General features: G+C 37.5%; 23 protein-coding genes and 1 riboswitch. Of the genes, 4 read left to right on the plus strand and 19 right to left on the minus strand.

The genetic code is table 11. The features are described from left to right. Positions 1–90: 90 nt before the first annotated feature. From ftsH to GN105_RS09045, 10 genes are all read right to left on the minus strand, one after another. Positions 91–2,070, minus strand: coding sequence for an ATP-dependent zinc metalloprotease FtsH (gene ftsH / locus GN105_RS09000; protein WP_155285072.1), 1,980 nt, complete (start codon positions 2,068–2,070; stop codon positions 91–93). Positions 2,071–2,074: 4 nt separating this feature from the next. Next, positions 2,075–2,452 (minus strand): ribosome silencing factor, encoded by a 378-nt coding sequence (rsfS, locus tag GN105_RS09005; RefSeq protein WP_155285073.1) that lies wholly within the window; start codon positions 2,450–2,452, stop codon positions 2,075–2,077. 234 nt (positions 2,453–2,686) lie between these two features. Further along, a complete protein-coding gene (locus GN105_RS09010; RefSeq protein WP_155285074.1) occupies positions 2,687–3,349 on the minus strand; it encodes an NAD(P)H-dependent oxidoreductase in 663 nt (220 codons plus the stop codon). A 121-nt stretch (positions 3,350–3,470) separates the two neighbouring features. Next, entirely contained in the window at positions 3,471–4,481 is a 1,011-nt protein-coding gene (locus tag GN105_RS09015) for an META domain-containing protein (protein WP_155285075.1), read from the minus strand. Between the two features lie 205 nt (positions 4,482–4,686). Beyond that, positions 4,687–5,709 (minus strand): hypothetical protein, encoded by a 1,023-nt coding sequence (locus GN105_RS09020; RefSeq protein ID WP_155285076.1) that lies wholly within the window; start codon positions 5,707–5,709, stop codon positions 4,687–4,689. A 143-nt stretch (positions 5,710–5,852) separates the two neighbouring features. Further along, a complete protein-coding gene (locus tag GN105_RS09025; RefSeq protein ID WP_155285077.1) occupies positions 5,853–6,188 on the minus strand; it encodes a TfoX/Sxy family protein in 336 nt (111 codons plus the stop codon). A 38-nt stretch (positions 6,189–6,226) separates the two neighbouring features. Beyond that, on the minus strand, positions 6,227–6,466 hold the full coding sequence (locus GN105_RS09030; protein ID WP_173014990.1) for a nuclear transport factor 2 family protein: 240 nt from the start codon (positions 6,464–6,466) through the stop codon (positions 6,227–6,229). Next, positions 6,466–6,675: a hypothetical protein gene (locus GN105_RS09035; protein ID WP_175577631.1), complete on the minus strand. Its 210-nt coding sequence runs from the start codon at positions 6,673–6,675 to the stop codon at positions 6,466–6,468. Before GN105_RS09035 ends, GN105_RS09030 begins: the two co-directional genes overlap by 1 nt. Positions 6,676–6,758: 83 nt before the next feature. Then, positions 6,759–7,337 (minus strand): Crp/Fnr family transcriptional regulator, encoded by a 579-nt coding sequence (locus GN105_RS09040; protein ID WP_155285079.1) that lies wholly within the window; start codon positions 7,335–7,337, stop codon positions 6,759–6,761. A 132-nt stretch (positions 7,338–7,469) separates the two neighbouring features. Next, entirely contained in the window at positions 7,470–8,591 is a 1,122-nt protein-coding gene (locus GN105_RS09045) for an L-dopachrome tautomerase-related protein (RefSeq protein WP_155285080.1), read from the minus strand. A 177-nt stretch (positions 8,592–8,768) separates the two neighbouring features. On the opposite strand from GN105_RS09045, the gene GN105_RS09050 reads away from it, so the two are divergent. From GN105_RS09050 to GN105_RS09065, 4 genes are all read left to right on the plus strand, one after another. Further along, positions 8,769–9,386, plus strand: a complete 618-nt coding sequence (locus tag GN105_RS09050) for a PQLLE family protein (protein WP_505622469.1) — start codon at positions 8,769–8,771, stop codon at positions 9,384–9,386. Positions 9,387–10,030: 644 nt separating this feature from the next. After that, a complete protein-coding gene (locus tag GN105_RS09055) occupies positions 10,031–10,810 on the plus strand; it encodes a glucose 1-dehydrogenase (RefSeq protein WP_227977355.1) in 780 nt (259 codons plus the stop codon). Between the two features lie 340 nt (positions 10,811–11,150). After that, positions 11,151–11,828 (plus strand): hypothetical protein, encoded by a 678-nt coding sequence (locus GN105_RS09060; RefSeq protein ID WP_155285081.1) that lies wholly within the window; start codon positions 11,151–11,153, stop codon positions 11,826–11,828. Between the two features lie 102 nt (positions 11,829–11,930). Next, the gene (locus GN105_RS09065; protein WP_155285082.1) at positions 11,931–12,074 is read left to right on the plus strand and encodes a hypothetical protein; all 144 of its coding nucleotides are present in this window, start codon (positions 11,931–11,933) and stop codon (positions 12,072–12,074) included. A 128-nt stretch (positions 12,075–12,202) separates the two neighbouring features. On the opposite strand, the gene GN105_RS09070 is transcribed toward GN105_RS09065, so the two are convergent. From GN105_RS09070 to GN105_RS09110, 9 genes are all read right to left on the minus strand, one after another. Continuing rightward, a complete protein-coding gene (locus GN105_RS09070) occupies positions 12,203–12,904 on the minus strand; it encodes a HesA/MoeB/ThiF family protein (protein ID WP_155285083.1) in 702 nt (233 codons plus the stop codon). Positions 12,905–12,954: 50 nt separating this feature from the next. After that, positions 12,955–14,067 (minus strand): 2-iminoacetate synthase ThiH, encoded by a 1,113-nt coding sequence (gene thiH / locus GN105_RS09075; protein WP_155285084.1) that lies wholly within the window; start codon positions 14,065–14,067, stop codon positions 12,955–12,957. A gap of 84 nt (positions 14,068–14,151) precedes the next feature. After that, positions 14,152–14,910, minus strand: a complete 759-nt coding sequence (locus GN105_RS09080; RefSeq protein ID WP_155285085.1) for a thiazole synthase — start codon at positions 14,908–14,910, stop codon at positions 14,152–14,154. Then, a complete protein-coding gene (locus tag GN105_RS09085; RefSeq protein ID WP_155285086.1) occupies positions 14,894–15,526 on the minus strand; it encodes a thiamine phosphate synthase in 633 nt (210 codons plus the stop codon). Before GN105_RS09085 ends, GN105_RS09080 begins: the two co-directional genes overlap by 17 nt. A gap of 2 nt (positions 15,527–15,528) precedes the next feature. Beyond that, the gene (locus GN105_RS09090; RefSeq protein ID WP_155285087.1) at positions 15,529–16,260 is read right to left on the minus strand and encodes a hydroxymethylpyrimidine/phosphomethylpyrimidine kinase; all 732 of its coding nucleotides are present in this window, start codon (positions 16,258–16,260) and stop codon (positions 15,529–15,531) included. Continuing rightward, a complete protein-coding gene (locus tag GN105_RS09095; RefSeq protein WP_155285088.1) occupies positions 16,236–16,835 on the minus strand; it encodes a thiamine phosphate synthase in 600 nt (199 codons plus the stop codon). The genes GN105_RS09090 and GN105_RS09095 overlap by 25 nt, the downstream gene beginning before the upstream one ends. Before the next feature lie 11 nt (positions 16,836–16,846). After that, positions 16,847–18,691, minus strand: a complete 1,845-nt coding sequence (thiC, locus tag GN105_RS09100) for a phosphomethylpyrimidine synthase ThiC (RefSeq protein ID WP_173014991.1) — start codon at positions 18,689–18,691, stop codon at positions 16,847–16,849. A 230-nt stretch (positions 18,692–18,921) separates the two neighbouring features. Then, positions 18,922–19,125, minus strand: a complete 204-nt coding sequence (thiS, locus tag GN105_RS09105) for a sulfur carrier protein ThiS (RefSeq protein WP_155285089.1) — start codon at positions 19,123–19,125, stop codon at positions 18,922–18,924. An 87-nt stretch (positions 19,126–19,212) separates the two neighbouring features. Further along, positions 19,213–19,312, minus strand: a riboswitch (TPP riboswitch). Positions 19,313–19,577: 265 nt separating this feature from the next. Further along, positions 19,578–20,003 carry a hypothetical protein gene (locus GN105_RS09110; RefSeq protein WP_155285090.1) on the minus strand — a complete coding sequence of 142 codons (426 nt, stop codon included), beginning with the start codon at positions 20,001–20,003 and terminating at the stop codon, positions 19,578–19,580. Positions 20,004–20,163 lie beyond the last annotated feature (160 nt).

Raw genomic sequence — 20,163 nt, forward strand, 5'->3', positions numbered from 1 at the left:
CGCAATTGGCGGGTTAAAGATACAAAAAAACTTGATTGAATTTTGAAAAACAATCAAGTTTTTATAAACTTTATTTTCTACAATTTCCTGTTATTCACTCTGAAAACTTGCTTCTTTAGGCTTATTTTCTTCATTTTCAGAAATTTGCTCAATTGCATCTTTAAATTTTCGAACTCCAAAAATATTTTCTAAATCTTCTTTGAATATTACTTCTCTTTCCAAAAGCAGATTTGCCAAAGCAATTAGCTTTTCCTTGTTATCGGTCAGAATTTTAATTGCTCTTTCATACTGATTTTCAATTATTTTTGAAATTTCTTCATCAATCAAATGAGCTGTTTTCTCACTGTATGGCTTAACAAAACCATACTCAGATTGCCCCGATGAATCGTAATAAGTTAGATTTCCAACCTTATCATTCAAACCGTAAATTGTAACCATTGCACGAGCCTGTTTGGTTACCTTTTCCAAATCACTCAAAGCTCCTGTGGAAATCTTATCAAACATTACTTTTTCCGCAGCACGCCCTCCTAAAGCAGCACACATTTCATCTAAAATTTGCTCAGTTCGGACAATTTGTCGCTCCTCAGGCAAGTACCAAGCTGCCCCTAAGGACTGCCCACGCGGAACTATCGTTACCTTTACAAGTGGAGCGGCGTGTTCCAGCAGCCAACTTACCGTAGCGTGCCCCGCCTCGTGGAAAGCAATCGCCTCACGTTCCTCCGGAGTTATTATTTTGGTCTTTTTCTCAAGTCCTCCGATAATTCTATCTACAGCATCCAGAAAATCTTGTTTATTAACTGCCGTTTTCCCTTTACGTGCTGCAATTAATGCCGCCTCGTTACAAACGTTAGCTATGTCCGCCCCTGAAAAACCAGGTGTTTGTTTGGCAAGAAAATCAATATCAAGAGTTTCAGCAGTTTTAATAGGTCGAAGGTGAACTTGAAAAATTTGTTTACGCTCATTCAAATTTGGAAGTTCCACGTAAATTTGTCGGTCAAAACGCCCTGCACGCATCAAAGCCTTATCAAGAATATCAGCACGGTTAGTGGCAGCTAAAACAATTACATTGGTATGCGTTCCAAATCCGTCCATCTCCGTAAGCAGCTGATTTAATGTATTTTCTCTTTCGTCATTTGCTCCCGTAAAATTATTTTTACCTCTGGCTCTTCCAATGGCATCTATCTCATCAATGAAGATAATTGCTGGTGATTTTTCTTTTGCTTGCTTGAATAAATCACGAACTCGTGAGGCTCCCACTCCTACAAACATCTCTACAAAATCAGAACCCGAAAGAGAGAAAAAAGGAACTTGAGCTTCACCTGCCACAGCTTTAGCCAGCAAAGTTTTTCCTGTTCCCGGAGGACCTACAAGCAAAGCTCCTTTCGGGATTTTTCCACCTAAGGAAGTATATTTATCCGGATTTTTAAGAAAATCTACAATTTCCTGAACCTCTTCTTTAGCTCCTTCCAAACCTGCTACATCTTGAAAGCTAACACGAACTTCTTTCTTTTCGTCAAAAAGGCGAGCTTTTGATTTTCCGATACTGAAAATTTGTCCGCCTCCTGCTCCACCGCCTCCTGCCATTCTTCGCATAAGAAAAATCCAAAGACCGATGAACAATACAAAAGGTAAAATGGAAAACAACAAATCTGATAGGAAATTTTGTTTCGTTTTGTTTTCACGTGTTGTTGTCAAATTATTTTCTTGCACAATTTGGTCAAAACGATTTTCAAAATTGCTCAAATCCCCCAACTCAAAATAATATTGCGGAACATCACTCTGGATATTTGTGCTTTGGAGTACGCCTTTACCCGGCTTCACATCTTTATGTTCTTCCTTATTCAGAGCATCTTGTGTTAAATACACATTCGCTTCCTTTCTATTGATAATCAATATTTTGACCACATCTCCATTACGTAAAAATTCCTCAAATTTTGATTGAGAAATTTCCTTTGGTTGGTTCCATAGGCTTCCTTCTGAAAAAAGATTAAATCCTAATATAATAGCTATCAGTATGGCATAAATCCAATAAGCTGAAAATCGAGGTCTATTCGTTTTATTCTCTGACATAAGTCTAATAGTTAGTTTCTATATTTATGAATTTAGCATCTCCCCACAACCCTTCGATGTCATAGTGTTCACGAATATGTTTCTGGAAAATATGAACCACAACATCTACATAATCAATCAAAATCCATTCTGCATTGCTTTCTCCCTCTACGTGCCAAGGCTTTATATGACCTTCAGCCTGACTTACAGTCTTTTGTACAGCTCCCGAAATAGCATTTACCTGAGTATTAGATGAACCACTACATAAAATGAAATAATCACATACTGCGTTTTCAATGCCTCGCAAATCCATAATGGTTATGTCACTGCCTTTTACTTTTTCGATACCTTTAATAATATCGCTAATCAACTGATTTGAAGTAATTTCTTTATTAAATGTCATTAATTTCTGTTTGAAAAATTTGTTTACTTATAAAAGTTTTTGTTTGTTAATTATAAAACTGCAAATGTATAGCTTTAAACTGATATCTGCTAATAAATCAGTAAAAAAACGCAAAAATTATTCCACAATCACAATAAGGAATTATTCAATCGATATTCAAGACAATATTTCCGTTAAAAACAACTCATTACGACAATCTGTCAGAAAAATATTCTTTTTTAGCAAAAATTTCTGCTATTCGTTTTTCTGGAAAATCTTTTCAATCTGATTGATAAGGTTTTGAGCGTGGATATGAGCTTGTGCTTTCGCCTCTTGGTTTTCAGGGATGTAATTACACGAAAAAATAGGTTTGAGCCATTCTCCACCAATTATGGTAAAAGTTTCTTGCAGAGGAAGTAAATAAGATTCAACAGACTGATTTGGTGCTTCATACATCTCTTGTGGAGCTCCTGTGGTAAGCGATACGATAACCTTTTTCCCTTTGAATTTTCCTGCCATATCTCCGTCAAAAAAGCCTGAAAGTACATCGTCAATCCATTTTTTGAGCAGTGCGGGCGTGCCATACCAATAGAACGGAAACTGTAGCACCACCACATCGGCGTTGAGCAGTGATTTTTCTTCCGTCTTGATATTTATTTTATAATCAGGATACATTTCATCTAAACGGCGTACACTGATTTTACTTCCGAAATGCTTTTCCAAATCCGAAAGAATAACGCTATTGGCAGTAGATTTACTCAAATCAGGGTGTCCTGAAATTACCAATATTTTGGTTTCACTAACTTTAGTCATAGGTTTTAGATTTTCTGTTATTGCTTTCTTATTTTCCGAATTCGGATTTGCACAGGAAGCCAAAATCATACAAAAAAGTAATAGACTTAACTTTAAATTTTTCATCTGAATTATTTTTTGGGATAAAGATATTATTTTTAAATCGTTACTCGCTTATTCTTTCAACCATTTTTTAAATTTCTTTTATAAGACATTTATTTTGAATCAGATACAAAAAAAGAGGATTTTACTCCCCTTTTATAAAAGCAATTAGCTCCTTGCCGTTGATGTCATAAAATATCAAATTAGTTTCGTTGAGTTTGTAAGTGGCGACCTTAACCATAGCTTCGTTATATCGGTGGGCAGTTTCCATTTCGGAACATAATTTAGCGGTTGTTGCTATGTCTCCAAAAAGGATTTTTTCTTGCGTAAATTCCTCAATAGAAGCAAAATAACCATTACAACTATCATTCCCATCGATGTTCATTTCCTCAAGATTGATTCTCAATGATGGAGTATTTTCTTTCTTTTCTATGGATTTTCCACCAATACGCACCGCTTTCCAAACATTTTGCAAACGTTCATCTATCAATATTTTAGAGCTAAAAATGAGTTTTTCGTTCCCCGAAGCATCTAATAAAATCAATTTTCCGTCGTTTACTTTAAAAGCACGAACCTCGGACAATGCAGTAAAATACGCCATTTCGATATTGTCCTCCGTACATAGTTTTTTGGTGGCTCCGATTTTACCAAACTGAATCGTATTTTGGCTAAGCTCGGTAATAGCTCCAAAATAATTGTTACAACCTCCAATTCCGTTTATTTTTTTCTCCTGAAGATGAATGTTCAAATTGGGCTTTAATGATTGTGTAACTTGGCTTCCGTCGAGTTTTTCCAAAGTCCAATTTCCGTGAAGGTCAAAAGTCATATCTTTTTGTTTTTCAATTTCTTTTATCATTGTATATTTTACCGAAGGGACATCAGCAGCAATATTTTTGCTATCCAATTGTGTTTCTTTGACTTGTATTTTCTTAAAAAATCCTTCTTCAAAATTGAAATTCTCAATTGGGATGTAGAGCAATTCCCATTCTGCATTGTTTAAATCCTCATTTTTAGAGACTTGTAAACATTGCATTTTTTCTGTTTCTGCATTGCAATCCGCTTTTGTAGAATTTACCCAATAAATCTGCTCTTTTGGAGTGGAACAAGCTAAAATAGTTCCTCCAATTGCCAAAAAAAGAATATATTTTAATTTCATCTTACTAATTATTTAAAATTATCTTTGACATATCAACAAAAAGCATTCCATTTTTATCCGAAGTTTGAATTTTTTATTTCTTTGGGAAAACGTCAAAACATCTCCCGCTTTAACTCAATCCGTGGGTTACAATGCCATTCTTTGATTGTTTGTGAGAAAAATAAATCGTAGGAATAAAAAATCTTGCTATTAGAACAGTATTTATCTACAAGAAAAATAGGTTCTTTTCTATTAGTTCTTTAAATTTTTCATTATCATCAAGTTGTAAAGTAAGGATTTTGTAATTTCTTTTAAATCCATACATACCATTTATTTGATGTTCATTTTTTAAATATATCACTATATTGTATCCGTCCGTATTTGAAAAAGGAGAGAGACTTTTATTGGATTTTTCCTCTTGATTAATACCTTTTGATATTAACTCAATTCTATCAATTTCTTTAATATTGATTTTTGCTTCTGATAAAAGACCAAAATATAGTGTAATTTCTTGATTTTCTACTACTGAATGTCTATAAATAATGGATTTAATGATTCCAAAAATCATTATCGCTGAATAAATAGAAAATCCTGTTAGAACCCAAGCAATAATTTCATTCCATTGATATACAAGTATATGAACAGAAACAGATTCAATTAGTATAATAAAAATAAATGCTCCTAAGGTTGAAACAGCACTACTTTTTTTGTGGGTTGTAAATTGATAAGTCGCTCTTTTTTTGTGTTTCCAAACGAAGAAAGCATAATACATAAGGGCAATTTCGGTAGCTAAGAAATTGCCAATTTTATTGGGTGCAATACGGCAAAAAATCTTTTTAGAAAAGGTGTAAAAATCTAATTGTGAGGTTTTTTCAGCTTTATGTTTTTTAATCGTTTGAAAAATTTTTATAAAAACAAAAGCCATCACAGACAATTCTATAATCGGAACTCCCCATCTTTTCGCAATCTCTATAAAAAATTGATTTTCAGCAGGAATGATATGACTTGCTAAGACAATCCCAATGATAAAAACCAACACACTTGATTTATTAGAAAGTCTTGTATTTCTTATTAAAAAGAAATAAATTACAGGAGTAAAAATAATCAAATCAAAGATAATGAGATTTGAAAAAATATTTTTATTTTGCTGAAATACTGTTTGATGGGATAAAATATAGCAAAATGTATAAATTAAAATAGGTATGCCAAAAGCCAAAAAAAATCTATTAACACGAATGACTTTATTCATAATTTGTTCGCTTTACAAATTGAATTTCACAAAAATACATTTTTTTTGCATAAAAAAATCATTAGAACAAATAAATTGTAAAAGTATGCCTTACATTACGATGTTGTTCTTTGATTGTGCCATTTTTATGATTATTAATAACTTTACTTTTTCTTGATTTTTTCATTGAAATCCAAGCACAGGTTAAGCCAAAAAGCAAAATCTTTCGGTGATTTATAGCCTATTTCCTCCACATAGCAATAGCCTTTCAGGTCTTTATTTTTCATTATGCAAGGTAAATAACCCTGTCTTTCGGCAAGCTCTTCAGTATATTGGGAATCGAAACGACACATTAAGCGGTCATTGCTAATATTGATACACATTTTATCGTTTACCAAAAATGCTAACCCTCCAAACATTTTCTTTTCTTCAATGTTGATATTTGGGATTTCTGCCAGATATTCTCTCACCCGGTTTGCTAAAGTTTCACTATATGCCATTTTTATAATGCATTGATTTCAATATCAAGACTATTTTTCTACTGATGAAAATAGATTTTTAGCTCTTTCAAAAGCCCGTTTTCAGCTTTCCAAATTTCGGCAACACTACCACTTTGTGTACTTCCGTCAGGTAAAATCCAATCGTAGTTTCCCAATACAAACGCATTATCTCCTTCTATTATTGTTTGGGCTACCCGCATTGTTTGGTAGCTTTTGCAAAACCTCTTACACATTTCTATATAAGCCTGTTTTCCCAAAAGAGGCTCTCCATCATTCATTATAAAAACAATCCTACAGCAGCCAATAGTAAATCCCAAGAAATCCAATGCCAGCCACATCGTGCCATTGTCCATTTTTCTATTTTTATGAGATAAGATTTGTCGGATTTATCAGGTTCATTAACTTTTAACTCTTTATCCCCCATAAATGTATGAATAACAAATGCCAAAAACACAAGAATATTGGCAATCAAGATAAATATATTCATTTTTTATCAAATTTATTAGATAACAGTGGCAAAAGTAACGTCTTTAAAATAAAAAAATGTTGCCTTATGACAACATTTTCAACTTATAGTGAAACTTCCTTTCTAATCCGACTTAAGGAAGTATGTGTAATCCCTAAATAACTGGCAATCTGCCTTAAAGGTACATTTTTGATTACTTGCGGTTTATCTTTTAGAAATTGTAAATAACGTTCTTTGGCAGGAAGTGTAATCATTTCGAGTGAGCGTTTTTTTATTTGAAATAACTTTTGGGTCATAAAAAGTCGTCCCCACTCAGCATAGCCCGGAAGAGAATGATACAATTTCTGAAACTCCTCAAAATCAATTTTCCAAGCCACACAATCGGTTAAAGCGACAATACTTTCAGCACTTGGCAGATGGTTGAATAACGATAGTTCTTGCACTATAATCTCATTTGCACAAAAGAAATCTGTTGTAATTTTATTTCCGTTATAATCATAGACAAAACTCCGAACAATGCCGCTTTCCAAAATCATATAATCCCGAGCTGTTTGTCCTTCCCGTAAGATGTACTCTCCCTTTTTGATTTCAATTCTATAATGAGCCTGTGTAATCTTTTTAAGGTCATTCCCAAAAATCAATGGATGTGCATATATTTTAGAAAAATCAAGAATATTTGACATTATCAATATTTTTCACAAAAGTACAATGTTTTTTATATTTAAAAAATTAATGAAAGTAAATCAGTTATAAAGATATATTTATAGATTATGATATTATTTTTGGATTTTAAATGATTATTTAGTTACTAATTTTCATCTAAAATCTACCCCTTTCGCTACGGGTTTAAAACGGAAAATATAATACGGAGGCTTTGCAAGGTTTTTTCCATTATTAAAAACCGCTCCTAAGTGAACTTGTGCCGCTGAAACATACATATAACCATCTGCGTGATTGTAACTTACGCCATCTGCCCATAACAAACGCTCGTCTTGAAACACCGTTTTTACGCTTCGGTCTTGGGCTGAAATCATCGCTACACTATTGCTTTCCATTGCGGTAAGATACAGATTTCCTGCAACATCAATGCTAAGTCCGCCGTTATTCGGCTTATCAGAATAAGTTTCTATACGATTATCCAATTCATTTTCAGAAAGTTGTTCATTGAGCAAATCCGAAATTTTCACTCGATACATTTTAGTGCCATTCAAAGGAGCAAAATAGAGCCACTCAAAGTCTTTGTCTGCCGTAATGCCATCACAACCTACATACAGTTCTTTACCATTGATAGACAAGTGTTTACCTTTCACTACAATTGGTTTTTTCTCTGGAAGCGTACAGCGAGTGCCTTCGAGCAATCGGCGTGTACGTCCTGTTTTCATATCCACCACAATAAGAGCGGCAGTGGAGCCATCACCTCCGTTTCCGATACCTTCATCGGCAATAATGATGACTTTGTTTTTCGTATCTATCAGCATATCATTAGGTTGCGAGGTTTTCACAACTGCCGTTTCGGGCAGATAATAAATGCGTTCAAGGTGGTTTGTTTTTGTATTCCAACCTACAATTTTAGGCGTTATCGGATTGCGGTTTCCCATATCAAGCATCCAAACGATATCGTTTTCGTCGTTTCTGATTCCCAATACATTACTTAAATAATGGTCGTCTGTGGCACGAGGGGTATTCCATTCAAGATTTGGAAAAGGTTCGGACGTTTTCGTCTGAGCGTTGTATTTTGTCACTCTGATTTTCGGCTCAAAAAACGGATGATAGCTATAAACCAATTCCCCCGAATGGGTAAAAGCGATATTGCCCACCGCTCCGTCTGTCGTAGCAAAAACTTCGGGTTTTGAAATGGTATATTGCTGTTTTTTAGCTTTTTGACTAAATAATAATTGAGATAAAAGAATTGCAAGTGTAAAAGTTATGTTTTTCATTTTGTTATCTATTTTTAATTATTATAAGGTCGTATTATAAAAAGTATGATGATAGTATCGTTTGTCAGGCTGAGCGAAGTCGAAGCCTTGTAATAATAAGGCTTCGACTTCGCTCAGCCTGACAGGAGTATCTTCTTTTTTAAGGCATCATACTTTTTACATCACTTCCTATTATAAATCTCTAAAACTTTTTCCTTTACTAACGGGAAACTGCCTAACATTCAGGAGCAAATGAGTCTGCTGGGCTATACTACTGAAAAACTTGACGGGCTTTTAGCCAAAGTAGAACGTTTGCAAGAATTACATCAAACTCAAAAAACGGAATATGCCGAGCAATACGCCGAAACGCAGAAGTTCGACCAAAAGTTTACGGAAATCAACGATTTGTACACCAAACATTTAGCTTTCTGTAAAATTCTTTTCAAAGGTGATACGCTGGCAAGTGCTTCGCTCGACTTTGCAGGCAAACGCAAAACGGCGTACAGCGATTGGTTGGTGCAAGTGGGGAATTTCTATTCGCAATTGCTCAAAAACCCGAGCTTTATGACCAAATTGCAGAGTATCAACATCAAGGAAGAAGACCTTAAAGCGGTGCAAAATCAGCTTTCGGAAATCATCGCCTTGAAAGAAAGTCAGAAAAAAGAAACTGCCGAAGCCCAAAAAGCCACCGAAACGCGTGATAAGTTCTTTGATGAGCTTTACCCGCAGTACAGCGAGTTTGTCGCCTATGCCAAAGTTGCTCTCCCGCAAAGCCAAGACCTTGAAGCCTTGGGCATTGTTACCAAAAGAGGCTAAAGAATTGAAAAATTATCGGTAAGGACGTCTGTCAGGGCGTCTTTACTTTTTAATAGTATTTTATAAGTAATTTTATGTATTTTTGTGGCTTGGTATAATGATGTTTCCAAAAGGGGGTTGTGTTATAAAAAGTATGATGGCAGTTCTGATTGTCAGGCTGAGCGTAGTCGAAGCCTTGTAATTACAGGGCTTCGACTACGCTCAGCCTGACAAAAAACTTCTTTTTTAAAAGGTATCTTTTTATATCACCACCCAAAAGGGAATCAAAAATTCTGAGAAAGACAACTTGCAAACCTCTAACAGTTCGCCTTTTTTTATAAGGTAATTTCCGGAGTAGTATCATCTTCTAAACTTGATTTTATTTGTAGATGATGACAAAAGGTTTATAGGTCTGATTTCTTGTATATTTCTTTATTCGGTTGTGCTATAAAAGTATGATGGCAATTCTGATTGTCAGGCTGAGCGTAGTCGAAGCCCTGTAATTACGAGGCTTCGTTACACATTCCGTTTTCACGGACTTTGCTCAGCCTGACAAAAACATTTCTCTTTTTAAGGTATCATACTTTTTATATCACCTACTTTTATTCTTTGGAGGAGAAAATAAATTCTTTTATAAGCAATATTTTAAAAAATAAAACACATATATGATGGAAAAAACGAAATTTTTTGATTTAACCGGTAAAACAGCGATTGTTACCGGTGGCGGTAATGGCATAGGAAAGAGCTGTTGCCTTACTCTTGCCAACTTTGGGGCTAATGTGGTTGTTTCGGACTTGAAGTTGAATGATGCTGAAAAAGTAGCTCAAGAAATCACTGAAAAAGGCGGACAGGCTATTGCCGTTGCTTGTAATGTAACCAAAGAAGAGGATTTGGTACACTTGGTAGAAGAAACCAAAAAGGTCTTTGGCAGTATAGAGATTTTGGTCAATAATGCCGGTGGAGGTGGAGGCGGTCGTGAAAATCCGTTTAGCATTTCGGTAACCGATTTTGAATGGGTATTCAAACTCAATGTGGCAAGTGCGTGGCGATTGACACAACTTTGTGCCCCTGAAATGAAAAAAAGCGGATATGGGTCGGTTATTAATATTACCTCTATGGGGTCTGTTAATAAAAGTCCTAATATGAGTGCTTATGCAGCCTCAAAGGCGGCTCTTAATCATATGACGGCAAATTTAGCGTTTGATTATGGAGCGTTTGGCATTCGTTTAAATTGCGTGGGACCCGGTGCTACACGAACCAATGCTTTGGCGAGTGTACTCACTCCTGAAATAGAACAAAAAATGTTAGCAAATACCCCTATCAAACGTTTGGGAGAAGTAGAAGATATTGCAGGAGCCGTGTTGTATTTTGCTTCGCCTATTTCGTCGTGGGTAAGTGGTCAGGTGCTTTTTGTGAACGGTGGCGGAGTACAAACATTGGATTAGAAATATATCTATTAGGTATAGAAATCAAGTTGATAAGGTAGTTTTTTTCTTTAAAAAGACATTAATTCACAGATAAAGAAGGTGTCGTAAGAATTAAAAAATTATTGGTAAGGACGTCTGTCGTGGCGTCTTTACTTTTTTTGTGTCGGTAATGGATTGAAATATGTTTGAGTTTTTATCTTTTTGTTCTTTTGATTTGAATCAAAAGTGCTGATTTTACTCAATCTAACAGGCACTTTGTCAAACTGAGCGAAGTCGAAGTTTTTATCCTAATATTCTTTCAAAAAAAGTCATAAAATTTATATCTTTGAGCGGTAATATTATCTTTGAAAAATAAGTCGTGGAAGAGAAGAAAACGTTTAGTTTGTTGGTTTATAGATTAAATAGAGCACTTATAAGTATTTTTATTTTCCCTTTATCAATATTATTTGCTATTATCTTAGCTGTAAATATTAAAATTCCGTATCTAAAATGGATAATTCCTTCGCTCGTTTTCATTGGGCTGATTTTATTACTAATATATTGTATAGTCAGCCGACTTATAGTAACTGTTGAAAACAACAAACTTGTATTTCATTGGAACAAGAAGTTGATATTTAACTACAAAGAGATTCCTACGATTGATATTTCGGAAATAACAGCACTTGTTTTTGATGATGAAGGAAGAAATGTGCTTCATAAGATTGTAACCCGGAATAAAACTATTGCTTTTGTATGTAAAAATTCCTACCCACTGTTTAAAAGCGATACAAAACAATTCGTTGATTTTCTCAAAAGTGAAATAACTGACTTGAAAATCAAAGATGAATTGGACCTTTGGGCAGAAAAGGGGTATTTAATTTGGGCGTGTCGCGTCAATACGGTATTGTTAGTATTGATTCCACTTGTAACCATTATTATTAGCATTATGAAAGGGGGAAAGCCAAAACAATTATTGCTATTTTTTGTTATTCTCCCAAAATTGATAATATATCAATTTGTAATGAAAGAAAAAATAAAGAAAAATAGGAAAGGATAGTGTATAATTATGGTAAGAATAAAGCTATTTTCGGTTAGTTTAAAATTCTGAAAGAGTGGAAGGAGTATCATTTTAGTATTTGTTGATTCAAAGCAAGTGAATATGGAAATACCAACGGATTTGATTTACGAACATTTTTCAGAGATTCATTTTTCAAAAGGAGATTATCTGCTGAGGTCGGGCGAAATTGAAAAACATCTTTACTATATTTTCCTTATTCAAAACGAAAACCTCTCGAAGAGGTAATCAAAAAGTAGATTGCAGGCTTTATTAACATCTTGATTAAAAACACGATGAACATATCAGTAAAGAAGGAAATATCATTGAAAAACATCGCATTATAACGCTTTTCCAAAGAAATAATAAAAATTCGGTTAAAAATCCACTGTTGTAAATCTGAAATTCATTGCATCTACAAGTAGGAGTTGATTGGTTTGTACGGGCAATTGCAGACTTATTTTCAGTACTTGCATCGCCATAAGGCTGCCCACGATGCCCGTCAAGGCTCCCAGCACACCAAATTTGTCGCAGGTTTGGGCGTTGTCGGGTTGTGTGGGGAAAAGGTCGCGGAGTTGTTTGCTTCCTTGGTAATTAAAAACCGCTATTTGCCCCTCAAACGAAAATACACTGCCATATACCAGCGGTTTGCCGTGTCGTACGCAGGCATCGTTTACGAGGTAGCGGGTAGCAAAATTGTCCGAGCCGTCCACCACGATATCGTATTGAGGTAAAAGCTCATCTGCGGTTTGCTCGTCGATACACAAATCCAGCGGAACAAACTTGATATGCGGATTGAAATGGTGTATAAATTCCTCAGCACTTTCCACCTTTTTTTTGCCGATGTTTTTTTCGACGTGAATGATTTGTCGGTTGAGGTTGTGCAACTCCAGCGTATCAAAATCGGCAACGGCAATCGTTCCGATGCCAGCCGCTGCGAGGTATTGCAAAACAGGGCTACCCAAGCCGCCCGCTCCGATGACCAAAACTTTGGTGTTGTTTAATTTTCGTTGTCCTTCCGTCCCGATTTCCTCCATAAAAATCTGACGGCTGTACCTGCTGAAAAGTTTATCGTTCATAGGTTAAATTCCTTTTTAATACTAAGCGTGTAATACAAGGCTTTTTCTTTCTAAATCGAATAACTCCTATCCCAATCTTTCATCACGGGGTCGTAGCCTTTGCTTCTGATAAGTGCACGAATTTCCTCCATAGAACGACTGTCGTCAATCTCAAACTGCTCCAAAGATTCCGTATCAATGGAATAACCTCCAGGGTTTGTTTTGCTCCCTGCACTCATTGTTGTGGCTCCGATTTGGATAATATTGTCTCTGAAATAGAGATTTTCACGGGTAGAAATGGATATTTCCAAATCGAAATTCCAAATGCGGTACGCACAGATAAGCTGCAACAAATCGCGGTCGCTCATTACAAAGTTGGGTTCGATGATGCCTTGTGCCGGTCGCAAACGCGGAAAGGATACGGAATACTTACTTTTCCAGTATTTTTTTTGGAGGTAATCAATATGCAGTGCGGTAAAAAAACTATCCACACGCCAATCTTCCAACCCGAGCAAAACGCCTAATCCTATCTTGTGAATGTTTGCCTGTCCGATGCGGTCGGGAGTATCCAATCGGTAGTTGAAATTTGATTTTTTTCCTTTTGGGTGGTAGGTTTTATACACCTCTTTGTGGTAAGTTTCCTGGTAGACCATTACGGCGTGTGTACCCGCTTGTTGCAACTCGGTATATTGCTCGGTAGAAAGTGGCTGCACTTCTATCGAAATATTGGCAAAGTGAGGTTTCAACACTTTGAGGGCGTTGAGAAAATAAACCTGCCCCACAATGTGATTTGCCTCGCCGCTTACCAAAAGCACGTGTTCTACACCCATTTTTTTAAGTATATCTGCCTCCTGAAGTAGTTCGGCATCGGTGAGGGTTCGGCGTCGTATTTTATTATCGAAACTGAATCCACAGTAGGTACAGATATTATTGCACTCATTACTCACATAGAGCGGTGCATACAGCTGAATCGTTTTTCCAAAACGCTGCTGCGTAAGTCGCTGGGTGAGTTGTGCCATTGGCTCTAAAAAAGGAGCCGCTGCAGGAGAAACCAATACCAAAAAATCTTCTATTGTTCGTTTCTTTTTGGCAAGTGTGGAGCGTACATCTTCAGCAGTTGTACGATAAATTCGTTCTTTTATATCCTCCCAAGAATAGGTTTCAAATAATTCGATGAAAGACATTGTAGGTTTTTTTTATTTCTTTTAAATATTTTTTTTTGGAGAAAACAATGAGTTTGAAAAATTTCATTGTACCTCACTTTTATTCTACATCAAAAATCCCGTCAAAGGGCTCGATGCTTCGGCGTGTTTTTGCACACTTCCCAGTCCGCTTTCGTAGGCGCGTCTGCCGGCGATTACGGCTTCCCTAAAGGCGATCGCCATTTGCACAGGGTCTTGTGCCACAGCGATGGCGGTGTTTACCAGCACAGCATCGGCTCCGAGTTCCATTGCTTTGGCAGCGTCAGAGGGGGCTCCGATACCCGCATCGACCACCACCGGCACATTGGATTGCTCAATGATGATTTCCAAAAAGTCGATTGTTTTCAGTCCTTTGTTTGTCCCGATAGGCGAGCCCAAAGGCATCACAGCAGCAGTGCCTACTTCTTCCAATCGCTTGCACAGCACGGGATCGGCGTGAATGTAAGGCAAGACCACAAAGCCCAATTTGGCAAGTTCTTCCGTAGCTTTGAGCGTTTCGATAGGGTCGGGCAAAAGGTATCGCGGGTCTGGGTGAATTTCTAACTTTACCCAATGGGTTTGCAGAGCTTCGCGTGCCAATTGTGCTGCCAATACAGCTTCTTTGGCGTTGCGAGCTCCCGAAGTATTGGGCAATAAATTTACGCCGGGCAACTGTAAGTGTTTGAGCAAATCGTCGTTTTGGTTTTGGTAATCCACGCGTTTTAGTGCCATAGTTACCAATTCGCTCCCCGAGGCTTCTACGCTTTTCGACATCAAATCGAGTGAGCCAAATTTGCCCGTTCCGAGAAACAATCGCGATTGAAATTCTTTATCTGCTATTTTCATTTTCTGTAAAAGTTGATTCTATTTGTTTTAAAAGTTGTGGTTTTTCGGTAAGTAGTCCCGAGATTGCTACCCCGTAAAGTCCATTGGTATTCAAGAGCGAAACATCCTCTAATTCAATTCCCCCAATGGCATAAATAGGCGGATATGATAGCTTGTTTTCTTTCAGATAAGTGATAATGTTTCGGTAGCCCTCCACACCCAAAATAGGACTTAATTTTTCTTTGGTGGTGGTAAAACGAAAAGGCCCTAAGCCAATGTAATCACAACCTTCGTTGATTCGTTTCAGTACATCTTCCAAAGTATTTGCCGTACCTCCGATGATTTTTTTTGCCCCCAACAAAGCCCGAGCCGAAGCCACCGAACCGTCCTGCAAGCCCAAATGCACACCATCGGCATCTACCTTTTGGGTAAGGGTAGGATTGTCGTTGATGATGAGCAGAACGTTGTACTTTTGGCAATGTTTTTTTACCTCGGTAGCCAAGTCAAAAAGAGCGGTTTCATCATTGGTTTTCCACCGCAACTGAATGAGTTTTCCACCGCAATCAAGTACTTTTTGAATGTTTGCGAGTTGCTCCGAAGCGGTGCTTCCTTGTGATATGTAATAGGTGTGTTGCATCTTTAGAAATCGTAATTTCCCAAAAGGGAAGGATGACTGTTTAAAAATTTTTCGATGAATGTTTTGGCGTGTCGGCAGGCGTTTTCTAAATCTTCGCCTTTTGCTAAATAACTGGCAATAGCACTCGACAGCACACAACCTGAGCCGTGTTTGGGCGGGCAATCGGTTTGCGAGGGCAAGAGTTTTATTTTCTGCTCACCAATGTGCAAAATATCTTCTCCCTTTTCGGCTTTATGTCCGCCTTTTTGGTAAATCGCCGTTTGCAAATTGTTGAGCACCCCCATTTCCGACAAAAATTCAAATTCCGGTTGATTGGGTGTTATCAGATTGATTTCCAAAAGGGTTTCGCTAAGTAACGACGGATTTTCTACGGAAAAGAAAGTGCGTCCCGAACTGCTTTTGAGTACCGTATCCCACACAATGGGTAGTTTTTTGTCTTTGTTGCGAATGGTTTTTACAATTTCCGACAAAAAAACAGTATTGGGCACGATGCCTATTTTTACACAACGCACCGCGTAACGATCGAGCAGGGTTTCAACCGCCTCTACCACTTCCGCTATCGGAAGCCATTGCAATTTTCGGAAAGTATCTTCGGTTTGTAAAGTAAGAGCGGTAAGCACCGACAACCCTTGTACGGAAAGTCGTTCAAAGGTTTTGCTATCGGCAAGCACGCCCGCACCTCCCGAGGGGTCAAAGCCCGCAATGCTCATTACAAAAGGTCGGTTTGTTTGCATAATCGGTAATTTTTTAGCGGATGATTTCCTTGCCACACAAAGCCCAAAAGAGCGATTCCATCAATGGGTTCACTTGCCAAAAGGTATAAGTTTTCGGCAGAAATTCCCCCCAAGGCGATAAGCTCGGTAGCGGTATTGGTTCGCTGTTTTAATTCTTGAAAAACATTTTGCTTGATACCATACCCTTGTTTGGAAATACTCGCAAAAACAGGACTTAAAAAGGCGTATTGCCAAGTATCGTCCAACAGATTAAACGCGTCCATCGAATGCACCGAAGTAGAAAGCGAAAAGTGATTTTTGTACCTTTTATAAGCTTTATTTTTTCGGTCGTTTTCGGAAAAGTGAAGCCGCTGAATGCCTAACTTTTCCGCCAAGTGATGATAAGAATGCAAAACCAATCTACTTCGGTGTATTTTATCTATAGCTTCGATGTAGTCAAGCATCATTTTTTCCGTAAACTGCGGTTTGCGGATGTGAAAACAATCCAACCCTTCGTTCAAAAGACCATTCACCCAATAGGTTTCATCGGGATAGACTTTTTCAGGAGAAATAATGATGTTTTTTAGTGGAGACATTTCCTTTCGTTTTACGAATAAATTTCCTTACCTGCTTTGATAAATTCTTCCGACATATCTTTCATTCCTTTTTCGGCTACATCGCGAATTTCCTGCGTGATTTTCATCGAGCAGAATTTCGGGCCACACATCGAGCAGAAATGAGCGATTTTAGCCCCTTCGGCAGGGAGGGTTTCGTCGTGGAATTCGCGTGCAGTGTCGGGATCAAGAGCCAAGTTGAACTGGTCTACCCAACGGAATTCAAAACGAGCTTTACTTAGTACATTATCGCGGTATTGTGCTCCTGGGTGTCCTTTGGCAAGGTCGGCAGCGTGGGCGGCAAGTTTGTAAGTGATTACCCCGTCTTTTACATCTTTCTTGTTTGGAAGCCCCAAGTGTTCTTTTGGTGTTACATAGCAAAGCATTGCACAGCCGTACCAACCTATCATCGCCGCTCCAATGGCAGAAGTAATGTGGTCGTAGCCTGGTGCAATATCAGTAGTCAAAGGGCCTAAGGTGTAGAAAGGAGCTTCGTCGCACTCTTTGAGTTGTTTTTCCATATTCTCTTTGATGAGGTGCATCGGAATGTGTCCCGGTCCTTCGATGATGGTCTGTACATCGTGTTTCCAAGCGATTTTGGTGAGTTCGCCAAGTGTTTCAAGTTCCGAGAATTGAGCTTCGTCGTTGGCATCGGCAATCGCCCCCGGACGAAGTCCGTCCCCAAGTGAGAAAGCCACATCATACTTTTTCATAATCTCACAAATTTCCTCAAAGTGTGTGTAAAGGAAGTTTTCTTTATGGTGATACAAACACCATTTTGCCATAATCGACCCCCCACGTGATACAATTCCTGTAACGCGTTTTGCCGTGAGGTGAATGTATTTCAGGCGTACCCCCGCGTGAATGGTAAAGTACGAAACCCCTTGCTCGGCTTGTTCGATAAGTGTATCTCTAAAAATTTCCCAAGTAAGGTTTTCAGCAATTCCGTTTACCTTTTCAAGGGCTTGATAAATCGGCACAGTACCAATTGGTACAGGCGAGTTGCGGATAATCCATTCGCGGGTTTCGTGTATGTTTTTTCCTGTAGATAAATCCATAATCGTATCGGCACCCCAACGGCAAGCCCATACGGCTTTTTCTACCTCTTCTTCGATGCTTGAAGTTACAATACTGTTACCGATATTCGCATTGATTTTCACCAAGAAATTGCGTCCGATAATCATTGGTTCGCATTCTGGGTGGTTGATGTTTGATGGAATAATGGCACGACCTGCTGCAATTTCAGAGCGAACAAACTCGGGCGTGATTTTCCCTACAGGCGTATTGGCTCCGAAGCTGTTGCCTAGGTGCTGATTGGCAAGTCCTTTGGGTGCGTTTTGCAACTGCTCGATGCGTTGGTTTTCGCGAATGGCAACGTATTCCATTTCGGGTGTGATAATCCCCTGACGGGCATAGTAGAGCTGACTTACATTTTTACCTTCTTTGGCAACTTTGGGCTTGTGGTTATACTCAAAGTGAAGGTGTTGGGTTTTAGGGTCATTGAGTCGTTCTTTTCCGAAGTCGGAAGAAACCTCATCGAGAACATCGACATCACCGCGGTCTAAAATCCATTGCTCACGCAAACGAGGTAAACCTTTGCGGACATCGATAGTAATATTGGGGTCAGTATAAGGCCCTGAAGTATCGTACACGGTAATTGGCGGATTTTCTTCTATAGTTCCGTTGGCAAGATGCGTAGGTGTAAGACTTATTTCACGCATTGCCACTTTTATTGGGTGTATTTCCCCGTCTACATAAATCTTTTTTGAACTGGGAAAAGGGGTGGTTGTAATTTCCATTTTTGTATAATGTTTTAACTGATTATTTATATGATTCATATTTCTTTGTTCTTTTCCTTAGATGAAAAGAACTAAAAATCAAGGCTTTGGATACTTCGCTAAAAATCAATTCACTTCACTGAAAATCTCTAAACTTGCTCTCTACGGTCGCTTCGGACAGTAGATATTTTCTATGTTCCATTCATTGATTTTCTTGACGCTTCGTCTCCAATGCCGTCCAGTATCTTTGAAAATATTAGTGCATAGTGCATTTTCTGTACTGTAGCGAACTATCCCCCTTGTGTAGCAGTGATGATAAGCACATTGTCTGAAGTGTTTACAAGCGTTGCCGTCCATTGCTCTTTGGCAATTACTTTTCCGTTGAGGGCAACGGCGATACCGTTGATTTTTCCGCTGGTAAACGAAAGCACCAATTCCTCCAACAGAGGTTGTTTTTCAAAATGTACCGATTGATTGTTGATAGTAATTTCCATTTCCGATTGTTTTTAGATGAAAAGAAACGATTTTTGAACTTCGGAAATGTTTTCAGAAATATCTATTGAAAGCTATTTCAAAAAGAAGCTATTTTTTTCACTTATTCCCTACGCTATTATGAAATAGATCAGGTTCAAAGGGTAAAATCTCAGCCTGTACAAAATACAGACACCCCCAAAGTTTGGGGGCAAAGATATACTTTTTTTTAGAAATTTTAAGCAATAATGAAAAATAATTGTTTTTTTGTTATAATATTTTTATGATTTTGCGGATAGAAGATGGTTTGGGAGGAACTTAAATTAATGATATCTTTTGGAATTAGGATAAGAGTTGGATAATCATATCTTTCAACAAAAAAAGCCATCTTTTAAGATGACTTTTTAGGATAATAAACTGATTGTTTTTGGAGCTTTATCACTCATTTTTTTGTTTTAAGATAAGAGTACTTAAATCAGCGACTTTTCTTTAATTTTAAAGTAAGAGTACTTAAATCAGCAACTTTAGTGGAAGGAAATTCAATAGAAACATGACCGATACTTTTTCCCTCTTCTGGCTTGTAACCTAAATAATAATCTTTCCAATACAGCGTTCCGTCAGTAGTTTTTACTTCATAGAGGGCAGAGTAATAATTGTCATTCGGAGGTGTATTGCTTCCTGCTACGGGTTGCGGGTAAGTAATCTCGACTTCAATATCTACATAGCCTGCTTGGGAATTTACTGAAATAGTTTCAACTTTCCAACCGTCAGTATTGGTGGCGATAGGTTTAGGGGCATTTTGGTTAGGATTCTGATTTTCATCATTGTTACTGCTACCTGAGCAATTTACAAAAAAGATTGTAAGAGCAAAAATTGATAGTAATTTTGATAAACGATTCATTTTTAATTGATTTAATAGATTAACTCTGCAAAGGTATGGAAGCTCTTTAAGTTAATTACTTGACCTAAGTCAAGAAATCACTTTTTCCTAATTCGGCTTAAAGTAGAATCGGTAATTCCTAAGAAACTGACAGTGTGTTTTTTGAATCCGATTTTGTCAA

Source organism: Capnocytophaga felis (assembly GCF_009684755.1).
In the GTDB taxonomy this organism is placed as follows: Bacteria; Bacteroidota; Bacteroidia; order Flavobacteriales; family Flavobacteriaceae; genus Capnocytophaga; species Capnocytophaga felis.

What these genes read in the sequence shown, in the direction of transcription:
- GN105_RS09090 (WP_155285087.1), bottom strand. Translation starts at nt 16,260, where the DNA reads ATGCAAACAAACCGACCTTTTGTAATGAGCATTGCGGGCTTTGACCCC.
- GN105_RS09040 (WP_155285079.1), bottom strand. Translation starts at nt 7,337, where the DNA reads ATGTCAAATATTCTTGATTTTTCTAAAATATATGCACATCCATTGATT.
- GN105_RS09065 (WP_155285082.1), top strand. Translation starts at nt 11,931, where the DNA reads ATGGAAATACCAACGGATTTGATTTACGAACATTTTTCAGAGATTCAT.
- GN105_RS09010 (WP_155285074.1), bottom strand. Translation starts at nt 3,349, where the DNA reads ATGAAAAATTTAAAGTTAAGTCTATTACTTTTTTGTATGATTTTGGCT.
- thiS (WP_155285089.1), bottom strand. Translation starts at nt 19,125, where the DNA reads ATGGAAATTACTATCAACAATCAATCGGTACATTTTGAAAAACAACCT.
- GN105_RS09015 (WP_155285075.1), bottom strand. Translation starts at nt 4,481, where the DNA reads ATGAAATTAAAATATATTCTTTTTTTGGCAATTGGAGGAACTATTTTA.
- GN105_RS09085 (WP_155285086.1), bottom strand. Translation starts at nt 15,526, where the DNA reads ATGCAACACACCTATTACATATCACAAGGAAGCACCGCTTCGGAGCAA.
- thiH (WP_155285084.1), bottom strand. Translation starts at nt 14,067, where the DNA reads ATGTCTTTCATCGAATTATTTGAAACCTATTCTTGGGAGGATATAAAA.
- GN105_RS09045 (WP_155285080.1), bottom strand. Translation starts at nt 8,591, where the DNA reads ATGAAAAACATAACTTTTACACTTGCAATTCTTTTATCTCAATTATTA.
- GN105_RS09070 (WP_155285083.1), bottom strand. Translation starts at nt 12,904, where the DNA reads ATGAACGATAAACTTTTCAGCAGGTACAGCCGTCAGATTTTTATGGAG.
- rsfS (WP_155285073.1), bottom strand. Translation starts at nt 2,452, where the DNA reads ATGACATTTAATAAAGAAATTACTTCAAATCAGTTGATTAGCGATATT.
- GN105_RS09035 (WP_175577631.1), bottom strand. Translation starts at nt 6,675, where the DNA reads ATGAATATATTTATCTTGATTGCCAATATTCTTGTGTTTTTGGCATTT.
- thiC (WP_173014991.1), bottom strand. Translation starts at nt 18,691, where the DNA reads ATGAATCATATAAATAATCAGTTAAAACATTATACAAAAATGGAAATT.
- GN105_RS09030 (WP_173014990.1), bottom strand. Translation starts at nt 6,466, where the DNA reads ATGAATGATGGAGAGCCTCTTTTGGGAAAACAGGCTTATATAGAAATG.
- ftsH (WP_155285072.1), bottom strand. Translation starts at nt 2,070, where the DNA reads ATGTCAGAGAATAAAACGAATAGACCTCGATTTTCAGCTTATTGGATT.
- GN105_RS09095 (WP_155285088.1), bottom strand. Translation starts at nt 16,835, where the DNA reads ATGTCTCCACTAAAAAACATCATTATTTCTCCTGAAAAAGTCTATCCC.
- GN105_RS09080 (WP_155285085.1), bottom strand. Translation starts at nt 14,910, where the DNA reads ATGAAAATAGCAGATAAAGAATTTCAATCGCGATTGTTTCTCGGAACG.
- GN105_RS09110 (WP_155285090.1), bottom strand. Translation starts at nt 20,003, where the DNA reads ATGAATCGTTTATCAAAATTACTATCAATTTTTGCTCTTACAATCTTT.
- GN105_RS09020 (WP_155285076.1), bottom strand. Translation starts at nt 5,709, where the DNA reads ATGAATAAAGTCATTCGTGTTAATAGATTTTTTTTGGCTTTTGGCATA.
- GN105_RS09025 (WP_155285077.1), bottom strand. Translation starts at nt 6,188, where the DNA reads ATGGCATATAGTGAAACTTTAGCAAACCGGGTGAGAGAATATCTGGCA.
- GN105_RS09055 (WP_227977355.1), top strand. Translation starts at nt 10,031, where the DNA reads ATGATGGAAAAAACGAAATTTTTTGATTTAACCGGTAAAACAGCGATT.